This is a genomic window from Burkholderia sp. 567 (assembly GCF_040545115.1).
GTDB classification, from domain to species: Bacteria; Pseudomonadota; Gammaproteobacteria; order Burkholderiales; family Burkholderiaceae; genus Burkholderia; species Burkholderia ambifaria.
Genome location: NZ_JBEPLG010000015.1, coordinates 20,551 through 36,617, shown reverse-complemented (window position 1 = coordinate 36,617; position 16,067 = coordinate 20,551). Strand labels below are relative to the sequence as shown.

15 protein-coding genes are annotated in these 16,067 nt (G+C 69.3%); 6 read left to right on the top strand and 9 right to left on the bottom strand.

The annotated features are described in order from the left end of the window. Positions 1-92 precede the first annotated feature (92 nt). Positions 93-737 (top strand): DUF2239 family protein, encoded by a 645-nt coding sequence (locus ABIC50_RS31300; protein WP_354168645.1) that lies wholly within the window; start codon positions 93-95, stop codon positions 735-737. Continuing rightward, positions 734-2,071, top strand: a complete 1,338-nt coding sequence (locus ABIC50_RS31295; protein WP_354168644.1) for a carotenoid oxygenase family protein — start codon at positions 734-736, stop codon at positions 2,069-2,071. The genes ABIC50_RS31300 and ABIC50_RS31295 overlap by 4 nt, the downstream gene beginning before the upstream one ends. A 13-nt stretch (positions 2,072-2,084) precedes the next feature. On the opposite strand, the gene ABIC50_RS31290 is transcribed toward ABIC50_RS31295, so the two are convergent. The 4 genes from ABIC50_RS31290 to ABIC50_RS31275 are packed head-to-tail and all read right to left on the bottom strand — an operon-like array spanning position 2,085 to position 6,347. Then, positions 2,085-3,251 (bottom strand): ABC transporter permease, encoded by a 1,167-nt coding sequence (locus ABIC50_RS31290; RefSeq protein ID WP_175708564.1) that lies wholly within the window; start codon positions 3,249-3,251, stop codon positions 2,085-2,087. A gap of 8 nt (positions 3,252-3,259) precedes the next feature. After that, a complete protein-coding gene (locus ABIC50_RS31285) occupies positions 3,260-4,414 on the bottom strand; it encodes an ABC transporter permease (RefSeq protein ID WP_354168642.1) in 1,155 nt (384 codons plus the stop codon). Between the two features lie 18 nt (positions 4,415-4,432). Then, positions 4,433-5,131: an ABC transporter ATP-binding protein gene (locus ABIC50_RS31280; protein WP_354168641.1), complete on the bottom strand. Its 699-nt coding sequence runs from the start codon at positions 5,129-5,131 to the stop codon at positions 4,433-4,435. Positions 5,132-5,141: 10 nt separating this feature from the next. Then, the gene (locus ABIC50_RS31275; protein WP_175676157.1) at positions 5,142-6,347 is read right to left on the bottom strand and encodes an efflux RND transporter periplasmic adaptor subunit; all 1,206 of its coding nucleotides are present in this window, start codon (positions 6,345-6,347) and stop codon (positions 5,142-5,144) included. Positions 6,348-6,716: 369 nt separating this feature from the next. Between ABIC50_RS31275 and ABIC50_RS31270 the strand changes: the two genes are divergently transcribed. Next, complete coding sequence (locus ABIC50_RS31270) at positions 6,717-6,950, top strand: hypothetical protein (protein WP_165750728.1); 234 nt, start codon at positions 6,717-6,719, stop codon at positions 6,948-6,950. A 73-nt stretch (positions 6,951-7,023) separates the two neighbouring features. Here ABIC50_RS31270 and ABIC50_RS31265 read toward each other — a convergent pair whose 3' ends face one another. Further along, positions 7,024-7,812, bottom strand: a complete 789-nt coding sequence (locus tag ABIC50_RS31265; RefSeq protein WP_354168639.1) for a Mut7-C RNAse domain-containing protein — start codon at positions 7,810-7,812, stop codon at positions 7,024-7,026. On the opposite strand from ABIC50_RS31265, the gene ABIC50_RS31260 reads away from it, so the two are divergent. Continuing rightward, entirely contained in the window at positions 7,811-8,779 is a 969-nt protein-coding gene (locus ABIC50_RS31260) for an NAD(P)-dependent oxidoreductase (protein WP_279607888.1), read from the top strand. The two genes, ABIC50_RS31265 and ABIC50_RS31260, sit on opposite strands and share 2 nt — an antisense overlap. A gap of 71 nt (positions 8,780-8,850) precedes the next feature. Continuing rightward, complete coding sequence (locus ABIC50_RS31255) at positions 8,851-9,486, top strand: LysE family translocator (protein WP_011655733.1); 636 nt, start codon at positions 8,851-8,853, stop codon at positions 9,484-9,486. A gap of 71 nt (positions 9,487-9,557) precedes the next feature. Here the strand turns inward: ABIC50_RS31255 and ABIC50_RS31250 are convergent, their stop codons facing one another. Continuing rightward, complete coding sequence (locus ABIC50_RS31250) at positions 9,558-10,835, bottom strand: MFS transporter (RefSeq protein WP_354168637.1); 1,278 nt, start codon at positions 10,833-10,835, stop codon at positions 9,558-9,560. A 97-nt stretch (positions 10,836-10,932) separates the two neighbouring features. Here ABIC50_RS31250 and ABIC50_RS31245 point away from each other — a divergent pair, with 97 nt between their 5' ends. Continuing rightward, positions 10,933-11,853, top strand: coding sequence for a LysR family transcriptional regulator (locus ABIC50_RS31245; RefSeq protein WP_354168635.1), 921 nt, complete (start codon positions 10,933-10,935; stop codon positions 11,851-11,853). 213 nt (positions 11,854-12,066) lie between these two features. On the opposite strand, the gene ABIC50_RS31240 is transcribed toward ABIC50_RS31245, so the two are convergent. The 3 genes from ABIC50_RS31240 to ABIC50_RS31230 form a co-directional block, all read right to left on the bottom strand. Then, positions 12,067-12,900: an OmpW/AlkL family protein gene (locus ABIC50_RS31240; RefSeq protein ID WP_011655736.1), complete on the bottom strand. Its 834-nt coding sequence runs from the start codon at positions 12,898-12,900 to the stop codon at positions 12,067-12,069. Positions 12,901-12,916: 16 nt separating this feature from the next. Further along, entirely contained in the window at positions 12,917-14,158 is a 1,242-nt protein-coding gene (locus ABIC50_RS31235; RefSeq protein WP_011655737.1) for a DUF2957 domain-containing protein, read from the bottom strand. A gap of 154 nt (positions 14,159-14,312) precedes the next feature. Beyond that, positions 14,313-15,746 carry a DUF2957 domain-containing protein gene (locus tag ABIC50_RS31230; RefSeq protein ID WP_354168634.1) on the bottom strand — a complete coding sequence of 478 codons (1,434 nt, stop codon included), beginning with the start codon at positions 15,744-15,746 and terminating at the stop codon, positions 14,313-14,315. Positions 15,747-16,067: the final 321 nt, after the last annotated feature.

Below are 16,067 nucleotides of genomic sequence, written 5' to 3'. Positions count from 1 at the left end.
GGAATATATTTTTTTACCCGGATAATATTGACATCCCATTTATACCCGGATGAAAATAGCGTCTTTCTGATTCCAGCCTGCGGGCGACCACGATGACACTCTCCACGCTCCTTCCTTCGTACACGGCCTTCGACGGCCACCGGCGGCTCGTGTCGGGGCCGCTCGCGCCGGTCGCGCTTGCGGTCCGGCAGGTTGTCGGCGACGCAACGCCCGGCACGATCCTGATCTTCGACGACGCGACCGGCCGCGCGATCGACCTCGACCTGCGCGGCACGGCGGACGAGATCCGCGCGCGATACGCGGCGGCGCCAGCCGATGCGTCCGCACCCGCCGGCGAGCCGGCCGGCGAGGGCGAACCACGCGGCCGCGGCCGCCCGAAGCTCGGTGTCGTATCGCGCGAAGTCACGTTGCTGCCGCGTCACTGGGACTGGCTCGCCGCGCAGCCGGGCGGCGCGTCGGTCGCGCTGCGCAAGCTGGTCGAGGACGCGCGGCGCACGCATGCGGCGGCCGACCGGCGTCGCGACGCGCAAGCGCGTGCGTACCACTTCATGTCCGCGATCGCGGGCGACCTGCCGGGTTTCGAGGAAGCCGCGCGTGCGTTGTATGCGAACGATCTCGCGCGTCTGGCTGAACTCATCGCCGGCTGGCCGGACGACGTGCGCGACCATGCGCTCGCGCTGGCGCGTGGCGATCTGCCGCCGTCGACCGAAGACTCTGACGGCGCGCCGATGCGATGACCGTATTCGACCTGAACCGCGGTGCGATCGCGCCGGTCGCCGACGAAGTCGACGTCGTCGGGCTGCGCGTGACCGGCACGATCCCGCCCGAACTCGACGGCACGCTGCTGCGCAACGGCCCGAATCCGCCGGGCGGCCGCTTCGACGGGAACGACGTACTGTCGTGGTGGCCGGAAGCGGCGATGCTGCATGCGATCGCATTCGAAAACGGCCGCGCGGCCGGCTACCGGAACCGCTGGGCGCGCACGCAGCGCTGGGCCGCCGTGCATGCACCCGCGCAGGCGCCGCACCTGCCCGACACCAATCCGAACGTGAACCTCCTGCAGCACGCGGGCGAATTGCTGGCGCTGGCCGAAGGCGGCGCGCCGGTCGCGATCACGGCCGCGCTCGACACGCTCGGCGCACCCATGCGGCACGCGGCGCTCGGCGGCGCGATGACCGCGCATCCGAAGGTCGATCCGGTGACGGGCGAGCTGATCCTGTTTCGCGCGGACTGGCGCAAACCGTGGCTGCGCTATGGCGTCGCGGACGCGCACGGCGTGCAGCGCGTCGACCTCGCCGTCGACGTGCGCGCGCCGTCGATGATGCACGACCTCGCGATCACCGAAACCCGCAGCCTGCTGCTCGACCTGAATGTCGGCTACGACTTCGCGATGTTGAAGCAGGGGCACCGGATGCCGCTGCGCTGGCACGACGACCGCAATGCACGGATCGGCGTGATCCCGCGCCACGGCGGCGACGTGCGCTGGTTCGGCATCGAGCCGTGCTTCATCCAGCACGTCGTGAACGCGTACGACTGCGACGCGTCGTGCATCGTGCTCGACGTGGTTCGCTATCCGTGGTTCCTGCGGCTCGACGCGCGCACCGGCCGCTTTGCCGACAACCCGCTCGGCGAGCTGTGGCGCTACGTGATCGATACCGCGAACGGACTGGTCGACGAAGGGCCGCTCGCCGACGGCGGCATCGAGCTGCCGCGCATCAACGAAAGCAGGACGGGGCGCAGCTACCGCTATCTGTATGCGGTCGAGCAGCCGAACAACGCGGAAATGCGCGGCGTGATGCGCTTCGACCACGTGTGCGGCACGACGACGCGTTACGCGGTGCCGGCCGGCGACCAGAACGGCGAGCCGGTGTTCGTGCCGCGCCCGGGCGGTACCGACGAAGACGACGGCTGGCTGCTGGTGGTGGTCTACCGTGCGGCGACGGATACGAGCGACGTCGTGATCCTCGATGCCCGCGCGATCGATGCGGCGCCGGTCGCGACGGTGCACCTGCCGCGTCGCGTGCCCGCCGGCTTCCACGGCGCGTGGGTGCCGCGCGAGCGCCGGGCGTAAGCGGCCGCGCGCGTCACCGCGCGCGCAGCGCGTCGACGATGTTCAGCCGCGCGGCGCGCATCGCCGGCAGGAACCCGCCGACGAGGCCCATCACCAGCGAGAACAGCAGCGTCTTCACGACGATCGCGGGCGTCAGCACGAAACGGAACGACAGGTCGGCGAAGGTCTGGAAGTTGGTCGTCGAGAACGACGCGAACTCCATCAGCGACGCGCACGCGAGCCCCGCGACACCGCCGACGAAGCCGAGCAGCAGCGCTTCCAGCAGGAACGCGGCGAGCACGTTCATGCGCTTGAAGCCGAGCGCGCGCAGCGTGCCGATCTCGGCGGTGCGGTTCGCGACCGATGCGTACATCGTGATCATCGCGCCGATCATCGCGGCGATCGAGAAGATCGTCGACAGCGTGATGCCGAGGATGTTGATGAACCGCGACAGCGCCTTCGACTGGTCGCCGTAGAAAGTCTGTTCGCGCTTTGCCTCGTCGGTCAGCCGCGGGTCGACGTCGATGTCGGCCTTGAAGCGCGCGAAGCCGTCGGCGCTCGGGATGCGCAGCACCATCGACGAGTAGCTCGTGCGCCGGAACGACTGCATCAGCTGGTCGACGTCGCCCCAGATCTCCGAATCGAAGCCGCTGCCGCCGGCGTCGAACACGCCGACCACGGTCCAGTCGCGCTGCGCGAAATGCAGGCTGTCGCCGAGCTGCGTGCCGCTGAAGCCTTTCGCGATCGCGCTGCCGACGACGATCTCCGACGAACCCGGCGCGAACGTGCGGCCGGCCACGAGCTTCAGGTGCGGCCGCAGCGCGAGGCCGGCCGGCGACACGCCGCGGATCACGACGTTCGACGGCTTGCCGGTCGACGTCTTCACGAGCGAGATCAGCACGACGGCTTCCTTCGACACCCGCGGCCGGCCGTCGGGGCCGAGCGCGACGGCCGGATGCATCTCGAGCGCGTTGGCCTGCTGGTGGTCGATCGAACTCTGGATCTCGGTTTCGGCGCCCTTGCGGATCACCACGGCGTTGTCGGGTTCGCCGGTCGACACGAGTGTCTTCGTGAGCCCCGCATCGAGCATCTGCACCGTCGCGAACACGAAGATCACGAGCGCCATCCCGCCCGCGGTGAGCGCGGTGGTGAGCCGCCGGGTCCACAGGTTGCGCGCGATGTAGGTCAACGGAATCGCCATGCGTGCGCCTAGCCGATCGCCCGCAGGCCTTCGACCACGCGCACGCGCGCGGCCTGCCACGCCGGCACGAGCGCGGCCGCGATGCCGACCGCGACCGAGCACGCGGCCTGCAGCGCCATCGTCTCGGTCGATACCTTGAACACCGGGAAGATGCCGCCCGCGGCCTGCTTGAAGAGGCTCGCGGCCGGCGGCGTCGCGAGTATCCCGAGCCCGCCGCCGGCCACCGCGATCACCATCGATTCGCCGAACACGATCAGCGCGAGAAAGCCCGGGCCGAAGCCGAGCGCCTTCAGCGTCGCGTATTCGGCGGTCCGTTCGCGCGCGCTCATCGCCATCGCGTTTGCCATCACGGCCATGATGATCAGGATCACCACGTACGACACGACGCGGATCGCCGCGATGATCTGGTTGGACATCGCGACGAAGCCGAGCTGGAACGCCTGCTCGGTCTCGGTCAGGGTTTCGGCGAGCGAGTTCTTGAATACCGCGTCGACGTTGCGCGCGATCGCGGCGCCGTCGTCCGGATTCGCGACGCCGAGCACGAACACGCCGACCTGATCGGCCTGCTTCGGCGTGCGCTTGCGCACCGTCTCGTTCAGGTAGTCCCAGTGGAACACCAGCTGGCGCGTGATCGTCGAGTCGTCGCGGCCGTCGAGAATGCCGCGCACGACGAAGTCCCACGTGCCCGGATAGATCGTGCCCTTCAGCGGGATCACGTCGCCGACCTTGAAGCCGAACTGCGTCGCGAGCTGGCGCCCGACCAGGCAGCCGCGGCGGTCGCGGTCGTAGTCGGCGCGCTGCTGCGCGGGCAGGAGGAATTCCGGATACAGGTCGAGATAGTTTTCCGATACCGCGAAGCTCGCGAAGAAGTTCTTCGGGTCGCGGTACACGCCGCCGAACCAGTTCGAGCGGACCACGGCCGTCACGCCGTCGACGCCGCGGATCCGGTTCTCGTAGCTGACCGGCAGCGGGAACACGAGCGAGATCGCGTTGCGCGTGACGAGCCGGCCGCTCGACGCGGCGGCCGCGCCCGCGTACCACGCGTCGACCACCGTGTGCAGCAGCCCGAACGCCAGCACCGCGATGGTCAGCCCGAGCACGGTCAACAGCGTGCGCAGCCGGTGCCGCAGCGCATTGCGCGCAATCAGCTTCAGCACGTACATCGCGCGCGCTCCCGCCGGTCAGACGGCGTGCCCATCGATCAGCTCCCCTTTTTCCAGATGCACGAGCGACTGCGCGGCGCCGGCCGCGTGCGCATCGTGGGTCACCATGATGATCGTCTTGCCGAGCTCCGCGTTCATCCGCTGCAGCATCGTGAGCACGTCGCTGGCCGACGCGCGGTCGAGGTCGCCGGTCGGCTCGTCGGCGACGATCAGCACCGGATCGGTGATCAGCGCGCGCGCGATCGCGACGCGCTGCTGCTGGCCGCCCGACAGCTCGGACGGGTAATGATTGGTCCGGTCGCCGAGGTTCACCATGTCGAGCACCAGCTCGACGCGCTCGCGCCGTTCGCGGCGCGACAGGTGCGTGAGCATCAGCGGCAGCTCGACGTTCTCGAACGCGGTGAGCACGGGCATCAGGTTGTAGAACTGGAAGATGAAGCCGACGTTCGCCGCGCGCCATTCGGCCAGCTGCGCCTCCTCGAGCCGCGAGATGTCGAGGCCGCCCACGCGCAGCTCGCCGCTGTCGGGCCGGTCGATGCCGGCGACGAGATTGAGCAGCGTGCTCTTGCCGGAACCCGACGGCCCCATCAGCGCGACGAAGTCGCCTTCGCCGATGTCGAGCGTGATGTCGGTCAGCACCGGCACGACCTGGTTCCCGCGCCGGTACGACTTCGCGACGTGGCTGATCTCGACGAGGGGAGGCGAGGCGTCGTTCACGCGCGCCACGCTACTTCTTCGCGACGGTCACTTTCGCGCCGTCCTTCAGCTTCGCGCCCGGCGCGAGCACGACCGTGTCGCCGGGCTTCACGCCGCGGATCGCGACGAGTTCGCCGATCCGCGTGCCGGTCGTCACCGCGGTTGCGTGCACGGTGTCGTCCTTCACGACGAATACGACCGGCCGGCCGTCGCGCTCCACCACGGCGCTCGCTTGCACGGCCGTCACCGGCTGCCGGTCCTGCGCCGACGCCGGCTTCGACAGGAACGCGATCTTCGCGCTCATGTCGGGCAGCACCCGCTCGTCGCGGTCGACGAAGCGCACCTTCACGAGCACCGTCGCCTTCGAGCGGTCGACCGTCGGCACGATGCGCGACACGCGGCCCGCGAAGCGCATGTCGGGCAGCGCGTCGAGCTGGATCTCGCACGGCTGCTCGGCGCGGATCTTCGCGATGTTCGATTCCGCGACGTCGGCCTCGACCTCGAGCGTGTCCATGTCGGCGATCGTCACGACGGCGCCCTTGCTGTCCGACGCCGACGAGAACGGCGTGATGTTGTCGCCGACGTTCGCGTGCTTCGCGAGCACGATGCCGTCGAACGGTGCGCGGATCACCGTCTGGTCGACCGCGACCTGCGCGGCCTGCGCGTTCGCTTCGGCGGACGCGATCGCGGCCTGGTCGCTGCCGAGCGTCGCGCGCGCCTTGTTCGCGCGGGCCGTGTCGGTGTCGAGCTGGGCGGCCGGCACCGCGCCCTTCGGGGCGAGCACGGCGCTGCGGCGCAGCGCGATCTGCGCGTCCTTCAGTTCCGCCTGCGCGACGCCGAGATTCGCGCGGGACACCAGCACCTGCGCGCGCGCCTGCGCCAGCGAGGCTTCCACATCGCGGCTTTCGAGCCGCGCGATGATCTCGCCCTTCTTCACGCGCGTGCCTTCGAGCACGCCGAGCCATTCGACGCGGCCCTGGCCCTTCGACGCGACCGCGGCCTTGCGCTGCGGCACGACGTAGCCGGTCGCATTGAGCTGGGTGTCGTTCTGGTACGGGTACGCGGACGTGACGGAGGTCGTGTCGACCGTCGGGCGGCCGGTGAGCGCGAGCGCGGCGATGATCGCGAGGATCACGAGCACGGCGGCGACCGCATAGCGGACCCACCGGCGCCGGCGGGGCGCGGGCGCGATCGGACGCCGGTCGATTTTCAGTTTGTCCAGATTGTGGTCGGGCAATTTGGGCGCCTCGCGACGGCGGCGGTAGCGTGACCGGCCGCGCTCCGGTTGGGACGGAAGGACGCCAGTATAGCGTCGCCGCGGCGGGCGCGAGAGCCGGTTTGTCGGACGATTGACGCCGGTCGCGGCGGCGCGTGGGGCGGCCCGCAAGCCCGTGCGTCGGGGGAAACCCGAGGGTTGGGTGCAGCGTGTCAACTCGCGGTGCGGGCGGTGCGTTATGGACCGAGTGCGTCAGTATTTGCCGCGGCGAAGAGGCGAAAGCCGACCCGCCCGGCGGCGACCGTCAACCCGGCGCCACTGATGTCCCGATGCGGATGCCTCGCATCTCTTACCGGTACGTTTGACTTTTTCTCCGCTAAAGGAAGAACAATGAAGAAGACGCTCGCTTCGATCATGACCGCAGCACTCGCTCTCGCATCGGTTTCGGCATTCGCACAGGCGTCCGCGCCGGTAGGCGACATGTCGGCTTCCGCACCGGCACCGATGAAGAAGGATCACAGCAAGCCGAAGCACGCACTGAAGCAGCACGGTTCGGCCAAGGGCAAGGCGAAGGCCGCAGCCGCTTCGGCAGCCGGTACGAACGACGCAGGCGCAGCAAACTAAGCACGCTTCGTCGGAGCCGGCATCGCCGGCCGCCCGCCGAGAAACCCCGCACGCTTCGGCCTGCGGGGTTTTTTTACGCGTCTGCCGCGTCCGGCGCATCTGCCGTGCTCGCCGCGTCCGCCGTGCCGGGCGGCAGCGCGCGCATCGCATCGACCACCGCGCGCATGTGCCGCCAGTGCGACCCTTCCCAGAACACGCGCCGGCACACGTCGCACGCGGCGAAGCGCCGGTGCCGCTGGCGCACGCCCGCTGGCACGCGCGGCGCGGCGTCCGCCGCATCGAGCGCGTGCAGCGGCGCGTTGCAGCGCAGGCACAGCCGGAACGGGCGCATGTGCGGCGCGAGGTCGAGCCGCGCGAACAGCTCGTGCAACTGCGCGTCCGGCTGCTGCGCGTGCAGGTAGCAGCCGCGTACGACCGCGCGGCGCTTCAGCAGCTCGCGGTCGCGGGTCAGCACGATCCGGCTTTCGCGCGCGGCGAGCGCGACGAGTTCGTCGTCGCGGTAGTGGTTGTCGTAGCAGGTGTCGAAGCCGGCGAGGCGCAGCAACTGCGCGAGGCCGCCGAGATGCGCGTCGGCGACGAAGCGCCAGTGCTCCGGCTGCTGCTGCACCGGCGATTCGATGGCCGGCCGCGCGCGTTCCGGATGGATGTCGACCCGGTCGCCGTCGGCCAGCGGCCGGTCGAGCGCGGCCGGCGCGCCGTTCACGCAGAGCCGGCCGATTTCCGTATGCGGGACGCCGAGCGCCTCGACCGCGTGCTTGACCGTCGCATCGCGCGCAAACACGTGCGCGAACGCGCACTCGCGCTGCGCGCGTGCGAGAAACGCGTTCAGTTCGCCGTGGAAGCGGAAGGTCGCGGTCGCCATGCGCGCAGTATCGCACCGCGCGCGGCCGGTGGCGGGGGGCTGCAGGCCGCCGCCATCTGTGTTTAACTCCCCGCTTCACGGGTCGAAGGAGCGGGAAATGGATCTTGGATTTATCGGACTGGGCGAAATGGGGCAGGCGATCGCGACGAACCTGCTGAAGGCCGGGCACGCCGTGCGGGTCTGGAACCGGTCGCGCGAGCGCGCCGAGCCGCTCGCCGCGTTGGGCGCGCGGATCGTCGATACGCCGGCCGATGCGTTTCGCGGCGATGCGGTGTTCTCGATGCTCGCCGACGATGCGGCCGCGCGCGAAGTATTCGACGACGCGCTGCTCGCCGACGCGCCGCGCGGCCTGATCCACGTGAACATGGCGACGGTGTCGGTCGCGCTCGCCGAATCGCTCGCGCACGCCCACGCGTCGCGCGGCCTCCAGTACGTCGCCGCGCCCGTGATGGGGCGCCCGGACGTCGCGGCCGCCGCGCGCCTGACGATCATGGCCGGCGGGCCGGCCGAGGCGATCGACCGCGTGCAGCCGCTGTTCGACGCGATCGGCCAGAAGACCTGGCGGTTCGGCTCGCTGCCGCAGCATGCGAACGTCGCGAAGATCGCGGCGAACTTCACGCTCGCGTCGGCGATCGAGACGCTCGGCGAGGCGTCCGCGCTGCTCGGTGCGCACGGCGTCGCGATGCGCGATTTCCTCGACGTGATCACGAACAGCGTGTTTCCGGGGCCCGTCTACGAAGGCTACGGCGGGATGATCGCCGAGCGCAGCTACGAACCCGCGCGGTTCAAGGCGCGCCTCGGGCTGAAGGACGTGCGCCTCGCGCTGCAGGCCGGCGACGCGGTGTCGGTGCCGCTGCCGGTGGCGAGCGTCGTGCGCGACAGCCTGCTCGATGCGCTCGCGCACGGCGGCGGCGAACAGGACTTCGCGGTGCTCGGCGAAGTCGCGCTGCGCCGCGCGGGCCGCTGAGCCGACGCGCGACAGCAACGCCGTGCACGCGGCATAATCGACATTTCATTTTTCTTTCGGTCGGGGCGGTCATGAACCTGCATACGTGGTGGCTTTTCGTGGCGACGGTGTTCGTCGTGTCGGCGATTCCGGGTCCGAACATGCTGCTCGTGATGACGCACGGCGCGCGGCACGGGCTGCGCCGCTCGTCGGCGACGATGGCCGGCTGCCTGAGCGCGCTGGTGCTGATGCTGGCGGTGTCCGCGGCGGGGCTCGGGGCGGTCCTCGAGGCATGGCCGGCGATGTTCGATGGATTGCGCCTCGCGGGCGCGGCCTATCTGATTTATCTCGGCGTGAAGGCGTGGCGCGCCCGCATCGACGACGCGCCGGCCGGCGATGTCGACGCCGTTTCGCAGGGCGCATCGGCATCGCGCTGGACGCTGTTCCGCAATGGTTTCCTGGTCGCGGGCAGCAACCCGAAGGCGATCCTGTTCGCGGCCGCGCTGCTGCCGCAGTTCATCAACGCCGCCGAGCCGACGCTGCCGCAATTCGGCATCCTCGTCGTCACGTTCGCGGTGATCGAGGTGAGCTGGTATCTCGTCTACGCGTCGTTCGGCACGCGCATTGGCGCGACGCTGAAGAGTCAGAGCGTCGCGAAGGTGTTCAACCGGCTGACGGGCGGCATCTTCGTCGGCTTCGGCGCGATGATGGCGCTGGTTCGCCACTGATTTCGGCCGCGCGGCCCGCCGCACGCCCCGCATCTCCTCAGAGGGCGGGGCGTTTTTACATCGGGAACGCGTCACGCGCGCGGCCGCACGGTGACGCCGCTGCGGCGCCCGGCCGACACCCCGAACGCGGCGGCGGCGCCCGCGAACGCGAAGCCGACACCGCACACCGCGCTCCACCCACCCCACGCCCACGCGCTGCCCGCGAGCGCGGCGCCCAGCGCGCCGCCGACGAAGAACAGCCCGACGAACAGCCCGTTCAGACGCCCGCGCGCGGCCGGGTTCAGCAGATTGATTTCCCGGCGGCCGATCGTCTGGTCGACGATTACGCCTGCATCGAGCAGCGCCGCGCCGCCGGCCAGCAACGCCAGCGCGACGTCGCGATGCGTGTGCGCATCGAAGCCGAACCAGCCGGCGCCGGCGATGCCGAGCACGCCGAGCGCCGCGAGCATCGTCACGTGAGCGAGGCGCTGCGCGGCCGGGCCATGGCCGCGATCGCCGGCGCGCCCGGCCAGCGGCGTGACGATCGCGCCGCTCGCGCCGGCGAACGCGAACAGCGCGATTCCGTGCAGGTCGAGGCCGAACGGCGGCTGCGCGAGCCGCAGCCCGACGGCGGTCCAGAACGCGCTGAACGCGGCCATCGCGAGCGCGGCCGACAGCGCATGCCGGCGCAGCACCGGTTCGTCGGCCAGCAGGCGGCCCATCGAGGCGAGCAGCGCGCGATAGCCGGCCGTCGCCGACGGCACGCGCGGCGGCAAGCGCAGCGCGAGCACCGCCGCGATCGCCGCGTTCGCGAGTGCGGCCAGCGCGTAGAACGCGCGCCAGCCGGCCGTGCCCGCGATCAGGCTCGCGAGCGGCCGCGACAGCAGGATGCCGAGCATCAGCCCGCTCATCACGTTGCCGACCGCGCGCCCGCGCTGCGCTTCGGGCGCCATCGACGCGGCCATCGGCACCAGCATCTGGATCACGCTCGACGCGGCGCCGGCGGCCAGCGTCGCGAGCAGGAACACGGTGCCGGACCGCGTGAAGGCCGGCAGCGCGAGCGCGGCTGCGCACGCGACGAGCGTCACGACGATCAGGCGGCGGTTCTCGAGCAGGTCGACGAGCGGCACCAGCAGCACGAGCCCGGCCGCGTAGCCGAGCTGCGGCAGCATCGCGACGAGGCCAGCCAAGCCGGGCGGCAGCCGCAGGTCGACGCTGATCGGGCCGGTCAGCGGCTGCGCGGCGAACAGGTCCATCACGATCACGCCGACCGTCGCGGCGAAGAAGAGCGTCATGCCCGCGCTCAGTGCGGGCGGTGCGCCGAGCGCGGGGGGACCGGCGACAGGGCGGGAGTCGGCAGGACAGTTCATCGGAAGCCTGGGGAGTAGAGCGAAGGAATCCCCATCGTAGGTGGTCGATGTTTATGCGACAATTGAAATATGTCTAACATGATTATGCGAGTTCGCTTTGAATACGCGTGATCTCCAGGCGTTCGTCGCGGTCGTCGATAGCGGGTCGATGGTCGCCGCCGCCGCGAAACTTCATCTGACGCAGCCGGGCCTCACGCGGCGCGTGCAGAATCTCGAGACGCTGCTGGGCATCCCGCTGCTCGAGCGTCAGAGCAAGCCGCTGAAGCCGACCGCCGCCGGGCGCGACGTCTATGTGCTCGCGCGCAACGTGCTGGGCGCGGTCGACGAATTGATGGCGGCCGGCGCACCGGACAGCGAGCCGTCCGGCGAACTGCGCATCGGCGTGCCGCCGTTCCTGTCCGAGCTGGCGCTCGAGCAGCCGATCGACCGGCTGCGCGACGCGTTTCCGCGGCTCACGCTGCGCGTGACGGCCGGCTGGTCGCCCGCGCTCGTGCAGGGCATCGAGCGCGGCACGCTCGATGTCGCGACGGTGATGGCGCCAGCCGGCGCGGCGCTGCCCGACGCGCTGACGGCCACGCTGCTCGGCACGCAGCCGACGGTGCTCGTCGCCGCGCGCGATTTCCCGCTACCGGACGGCCCGCTGTCGCTCGACGTGCTGTCGCGTTTTCCGTGGGTGCTGAGCCAGGACGGCTGCGGGATGCGTTCGGCGCTGAGCCGCGCGCTCGGGGCGGCCGGGCTGCCGTTCGACGTCGCGGTCGAGGCGTTCGGCTCGGAACTGCAGCTGTCGCTCGTCGCGCGCGGCGCCGGCATCGGCATCGCGCCGCCGAACGCGCTGGCGCGCAGCGCGCATCGCGACGCGCTGAGGGTAGTGGAAACGGCGGGGCTGGAGACGCGGATCAACGTGTGGGTCGTGCACGGCGCGCTGCCGGGCCGCCTGACGCGGCCGGTCACGCTGCTGCGCGACGCGCTGGCAGGCGTGCTCGACAGGGAAATCAGGAAGGGGTCGGAGTCGAACTAGCGATCTAGAGTGCGCATTCGAGGGAAAATCCTGATTTTCTCCACGGAAATGTTGCAATGCGGAAATCGATTCGCTATAGTTACACCTGTCTCCTCCATGTCTCCTCTGATATGGATTCAGCCCGCCTCTTAGGCGGGCTTTTTTTTGCCCGCGATTTTGCCGCGGGCCATCCATTCGTCCCTTCCCGTTCCTGCGTCCCTTCCGTCGCCGGCGTCAGAACTTGTAGGTCATCCCGACATAGCTGATGATCGGATCGGCCTTCAGGTCCGATTTCGACTCGGAGAGCACCGTGCCGTCGGCCGCCTTGATCGTCACCGTCGACGTCGTCTTCAGCGGGATGTAGGTGACCGACGCGACCAGCCCGAAATGCTCGGTGATGTTGTACTGCAGGCCCGCGTTGAACACCGGCTGCCACGACGACGACGCCTTCGCCTCCACCGAGGTCGTACCCGGCTTGCCCGCACCCGCCGCGAGAATCGCGCCGAGGTTGTCCTGCGTCTGCTTGATGAAGTTCGTGTTGAGCTGCAGGTCGCTGAACCAGTTGTACGACACGCCGAGGCCGAGGAACGGCCGGAACTTCGCGTTCGCCTGCGCGAAGTAGTACTGCAGGATCAGCGCCGGGCTCCACTGCCGCACGCTCTTCACGATCGGGTTCACCGAGCCGAGCCCGATGTTCTGCGTGCCGAGCGCGCCGGCAGGGCCCGGCGGCCGGATCGTCCCCTGGCCCGATACCTTGAACACCGGCGGTACGCCGGCCACCGACGTGACCGCGATGTGATCGGTCAGGAAATGACTGACCGTCAGGCCGACGGTATCCGCGCCGCTCGTGCGCAGCCCGGTGCCCGGCGACGTGAACGACGGCGGCAGCCGCAGCGGCGTGTTGATCGGCGTCGGCGCGACGTTGGTTGTCATCGGCGTGCTGCTCTGCTGCGGCATCACGTGGAACCAGCCCAGCGTGACGACGTTGCTGCCGGCGCTCTGCGCGTGCGCCGCGAGCGGCGCCAGGGCGGCGGCGCCGGCCGCCGCGCAGAGAAGGGTCTTCTTCATCACGGCTTGCCTCCGCTTACTGGACGAACGCGCCGATCGTGAAATACGGCGTCGAACCCGCGTTGTCGAGGAAACCGAACACGCCACCCGTGAAGATGAACTTGCCGGTCGGCGACGTGCTGCCCGAACCCGTATGGATCGTCGTGACCGTGCCCGGCACCTTCTGCGTGTAGTCCAGGTCGAGCGGGGTCGCGAGCGAGGCCTGCGACGGCTGGAACGGATCCAGCAGCGTGGCCTGGTTGTTGATCAGCGCGGTGGTCCGGTAGTCGAACCGGCTGTCGACGCCGATGTATTCGCCGTTCTGCGAGCCGGCCGCGACCGCGGTCTGCGGCGCGAGGATCGAGATGCTCGATTCGTCGTCGGCGGTCAGGCCCGGCACGCCGTTGCTGTCGGGCGTCGGGTTCGGGTTCGCGACACCGGTGCGCACGAGGATCGGCACCAGCTGGTTGCGCAGCTTGCCGACGATCATGAAGCCCTTGCCTTGCGGCGTCGCCGACAGCGTCGGCTTCAGTTGGCTCGCGTAGTTGTTCGTCTGGAACGCGCCGCTGCCGTCGGCCGACTGCACGAAGTTCGTGCCCTGCTGCGTGCACGCGCCGCCGGCGAACTGGCCGGTCGTATCGCACTTGGTCCACGTGCCGTCCGCGTTGATCGTCACCTTCGCGTCGATCGACGCCGGCGCGAAGTTCTGCGACGGCACTTCGCCGAAGCCGACGTGGCTGTATGTGCCCGCAACCTTCGTGATGTCGGTCTCGATCGACGAGAAGCCGATGAACGGGTAGTACGGGAATTTCGTGTCGGGCACGGCCGCCTGGCCGAGCACGCCGGCGAACTGGATTTCCTTGCCGGGGATCGTGCCACCCGCGACGCCGAAGCCGACGAAGATGCGCGCCGGACGCGACGCATCGAGGCTCGCGCCGTTCAGGCGGAATGCGCACTGGTTGAGCTTGTTGGTCGGCAGCATCGTTTCCTGCGTGAGCGTGCCGCTGTCGACGGTGCCCGCGCGGGTCGGCGTGACGGTGCCGGTGGTTCGCGGCACCGGCGATTCGACATAGGTGACCTGCCAGGTCATCTTGGTCGTGTCGAGCTGCACCTTGGCCAGTTCGCCGCTGCCGGCGCCGCCCGTGTAGACGGTGTTGTAGTCGAGCGACGCGGGGCAGAGCCGGTCTTCGACGAGCGGGGGCGGATTGTCGCTGCCGCCGCCGCAGGCGGAAAGAAGAGGGGCGGCAAAGGCCGCCGCCAGAATGAGGTTGCGCTTCATGTTGCTCCTCCAGATTTGTCTTGTCCGGCGGCCAGCTCCCTGTCGACCGCTTCTATTGCTTGTGCTCGTGCTGCCCGCGCCGTGCCGGGCGCCGTCGCTTCGTGCCTTCCCTGCATCCCGCGGCGGCGAACCGGCCGCCGCCGCGTCCCCATCGTTACTTGCTGATCTGCGCACCCACGCCGAAGTACGGTGTCGACGACGTGCTCGAGTTCGCCGACGTCGGCGTGACGCCGCCGTTCACCGTGCCCTGGATCAGCGCCGCGTACAGTCCGCCCGTCGCGATCACCACGCCTGTTGCCGACGGGTAGGTCGCCCCGCTCGGCGGCTTCGTCGTCGCGTTCAGCAGGCCGGCCGTCGTCTGGCCGTAGTCGAGCGTGAAGCCGTCTTCTTCAGCCTGCGTGGTCGGGTTGATGAACGACGCGTTGCTGCCGCGGATCAGCGCGGCCGTGTACTTGAAGTTCGAGTCCGCGCCCGCGTAGCCGCCATCGATCGCGCCCGACTGGATCGCACTCGCCGCGCCGAGCACCGCGATGCCCGATTCGTCGTCGACCTTCGCATCGGTATGCAGCGCGAGGTCGGTGCCCAGATAGACGGAACCCGTGCGGACCACCACCGGCACGGTCGCGCCGTTGAGCTGGCCGATGACCATGTGCGCGGTCGCCGACTTGCCGGTCGCGCCGATCAGCGGCAGTTGCGTCTGCGGCAGGATCTGCGGTGCCTTCGCGCTGTCGAGATAGCCGCCGTTCGCGGTGTTGACGGTCCACGGATCGCCGGTCGTCTGGCAGCCGCCCGCACTCGTCGACGTACACGCGCCGTTTGCATCGAACGTCTCGCTCGAATTCGTGCCCTTCGTCGCATAGTTGCCCGACGGCACGAGGTGGTAGAGCAGCGCGTTGTACGTGCCGGGCAGCTTCGTGAGGTCGGTCGTCGTGTTCGCGAAGCCGAGGAACGGATAGAAGTCGAAGTGGCGGTTCGGCACCTGGCCGACGTTCTTGAAGACCGGGAGGCCGACCACGCTGATCGTCAGCCCGTCGTACTGGACCGTCGCGCCGGGGATGCCGCCGCCCGCGACACCCATGCCGACCAGCAGCATCGGCGGGTTCGCATGGTTGAAGTCGGCGGCCGTCGAATAGGTCGAGCCGTTCGGTGCTTTACCCGAACCGGGCGTGAGGACGAACGCGCAGCGCGTCTGCTCCGCGGTCGGCAGCGTGCCGGCCGGCGGGTGGATGACCTTGCCGGTGATCGTGGTGCCGGTGCGGGTCGGCGTGACCGTGCCGGTCGCGAGCGGAATCGGCGATTCGAGCCACTTCAGCGTGTAGGTCATCGCGACCGCGTCGATGTTGACGCTGACGACCTCGCCGCTACCGGCGCCGCCGAGGTACGTGCTCTTCACGATGTCGGCATCGGCCGGGCACAGCGAGCCGTTGACGGGCTGCGACGGCGGCGGCCCTTGCGTGCCGCAGTCCGATCCGGAACATTGGGGGGTGTTGATCGGCGCGGGCGAGCCGCCGTCCCCTCCACCACAGGCAATCAGGAAAGGTGCGATGGCAAAGGCCGTTGCCACCCCCTTCGATAAGGCGTGCGACATGCCGCTGTCTCCAATCGTTTAATTGTGCGAGCTAATGTCGCTGCGCGGATTTTTGCTGTCAATTGATGAACTCGTCTAAAAAAGGCGATTGAAACAAAGCGGGCGTTAGGAATCCTTGCAGGCTGGCGATTTCAGTAAGAATTAAAACGCGCGGAGGGCGCTAGAGTGCCGCTGAAGTTGGGCGATTGCCACGCACGGGCGGCTCGCGGAGCCTTCCCGCGTATAACGGAAGCGTTTAAAGCGAGGGTATCCGGTTTATCCCTATTCGGGATTGACAGGAGAAAAGGAGAGCGAAATTAATTCACCGGTAATCGCGCAATG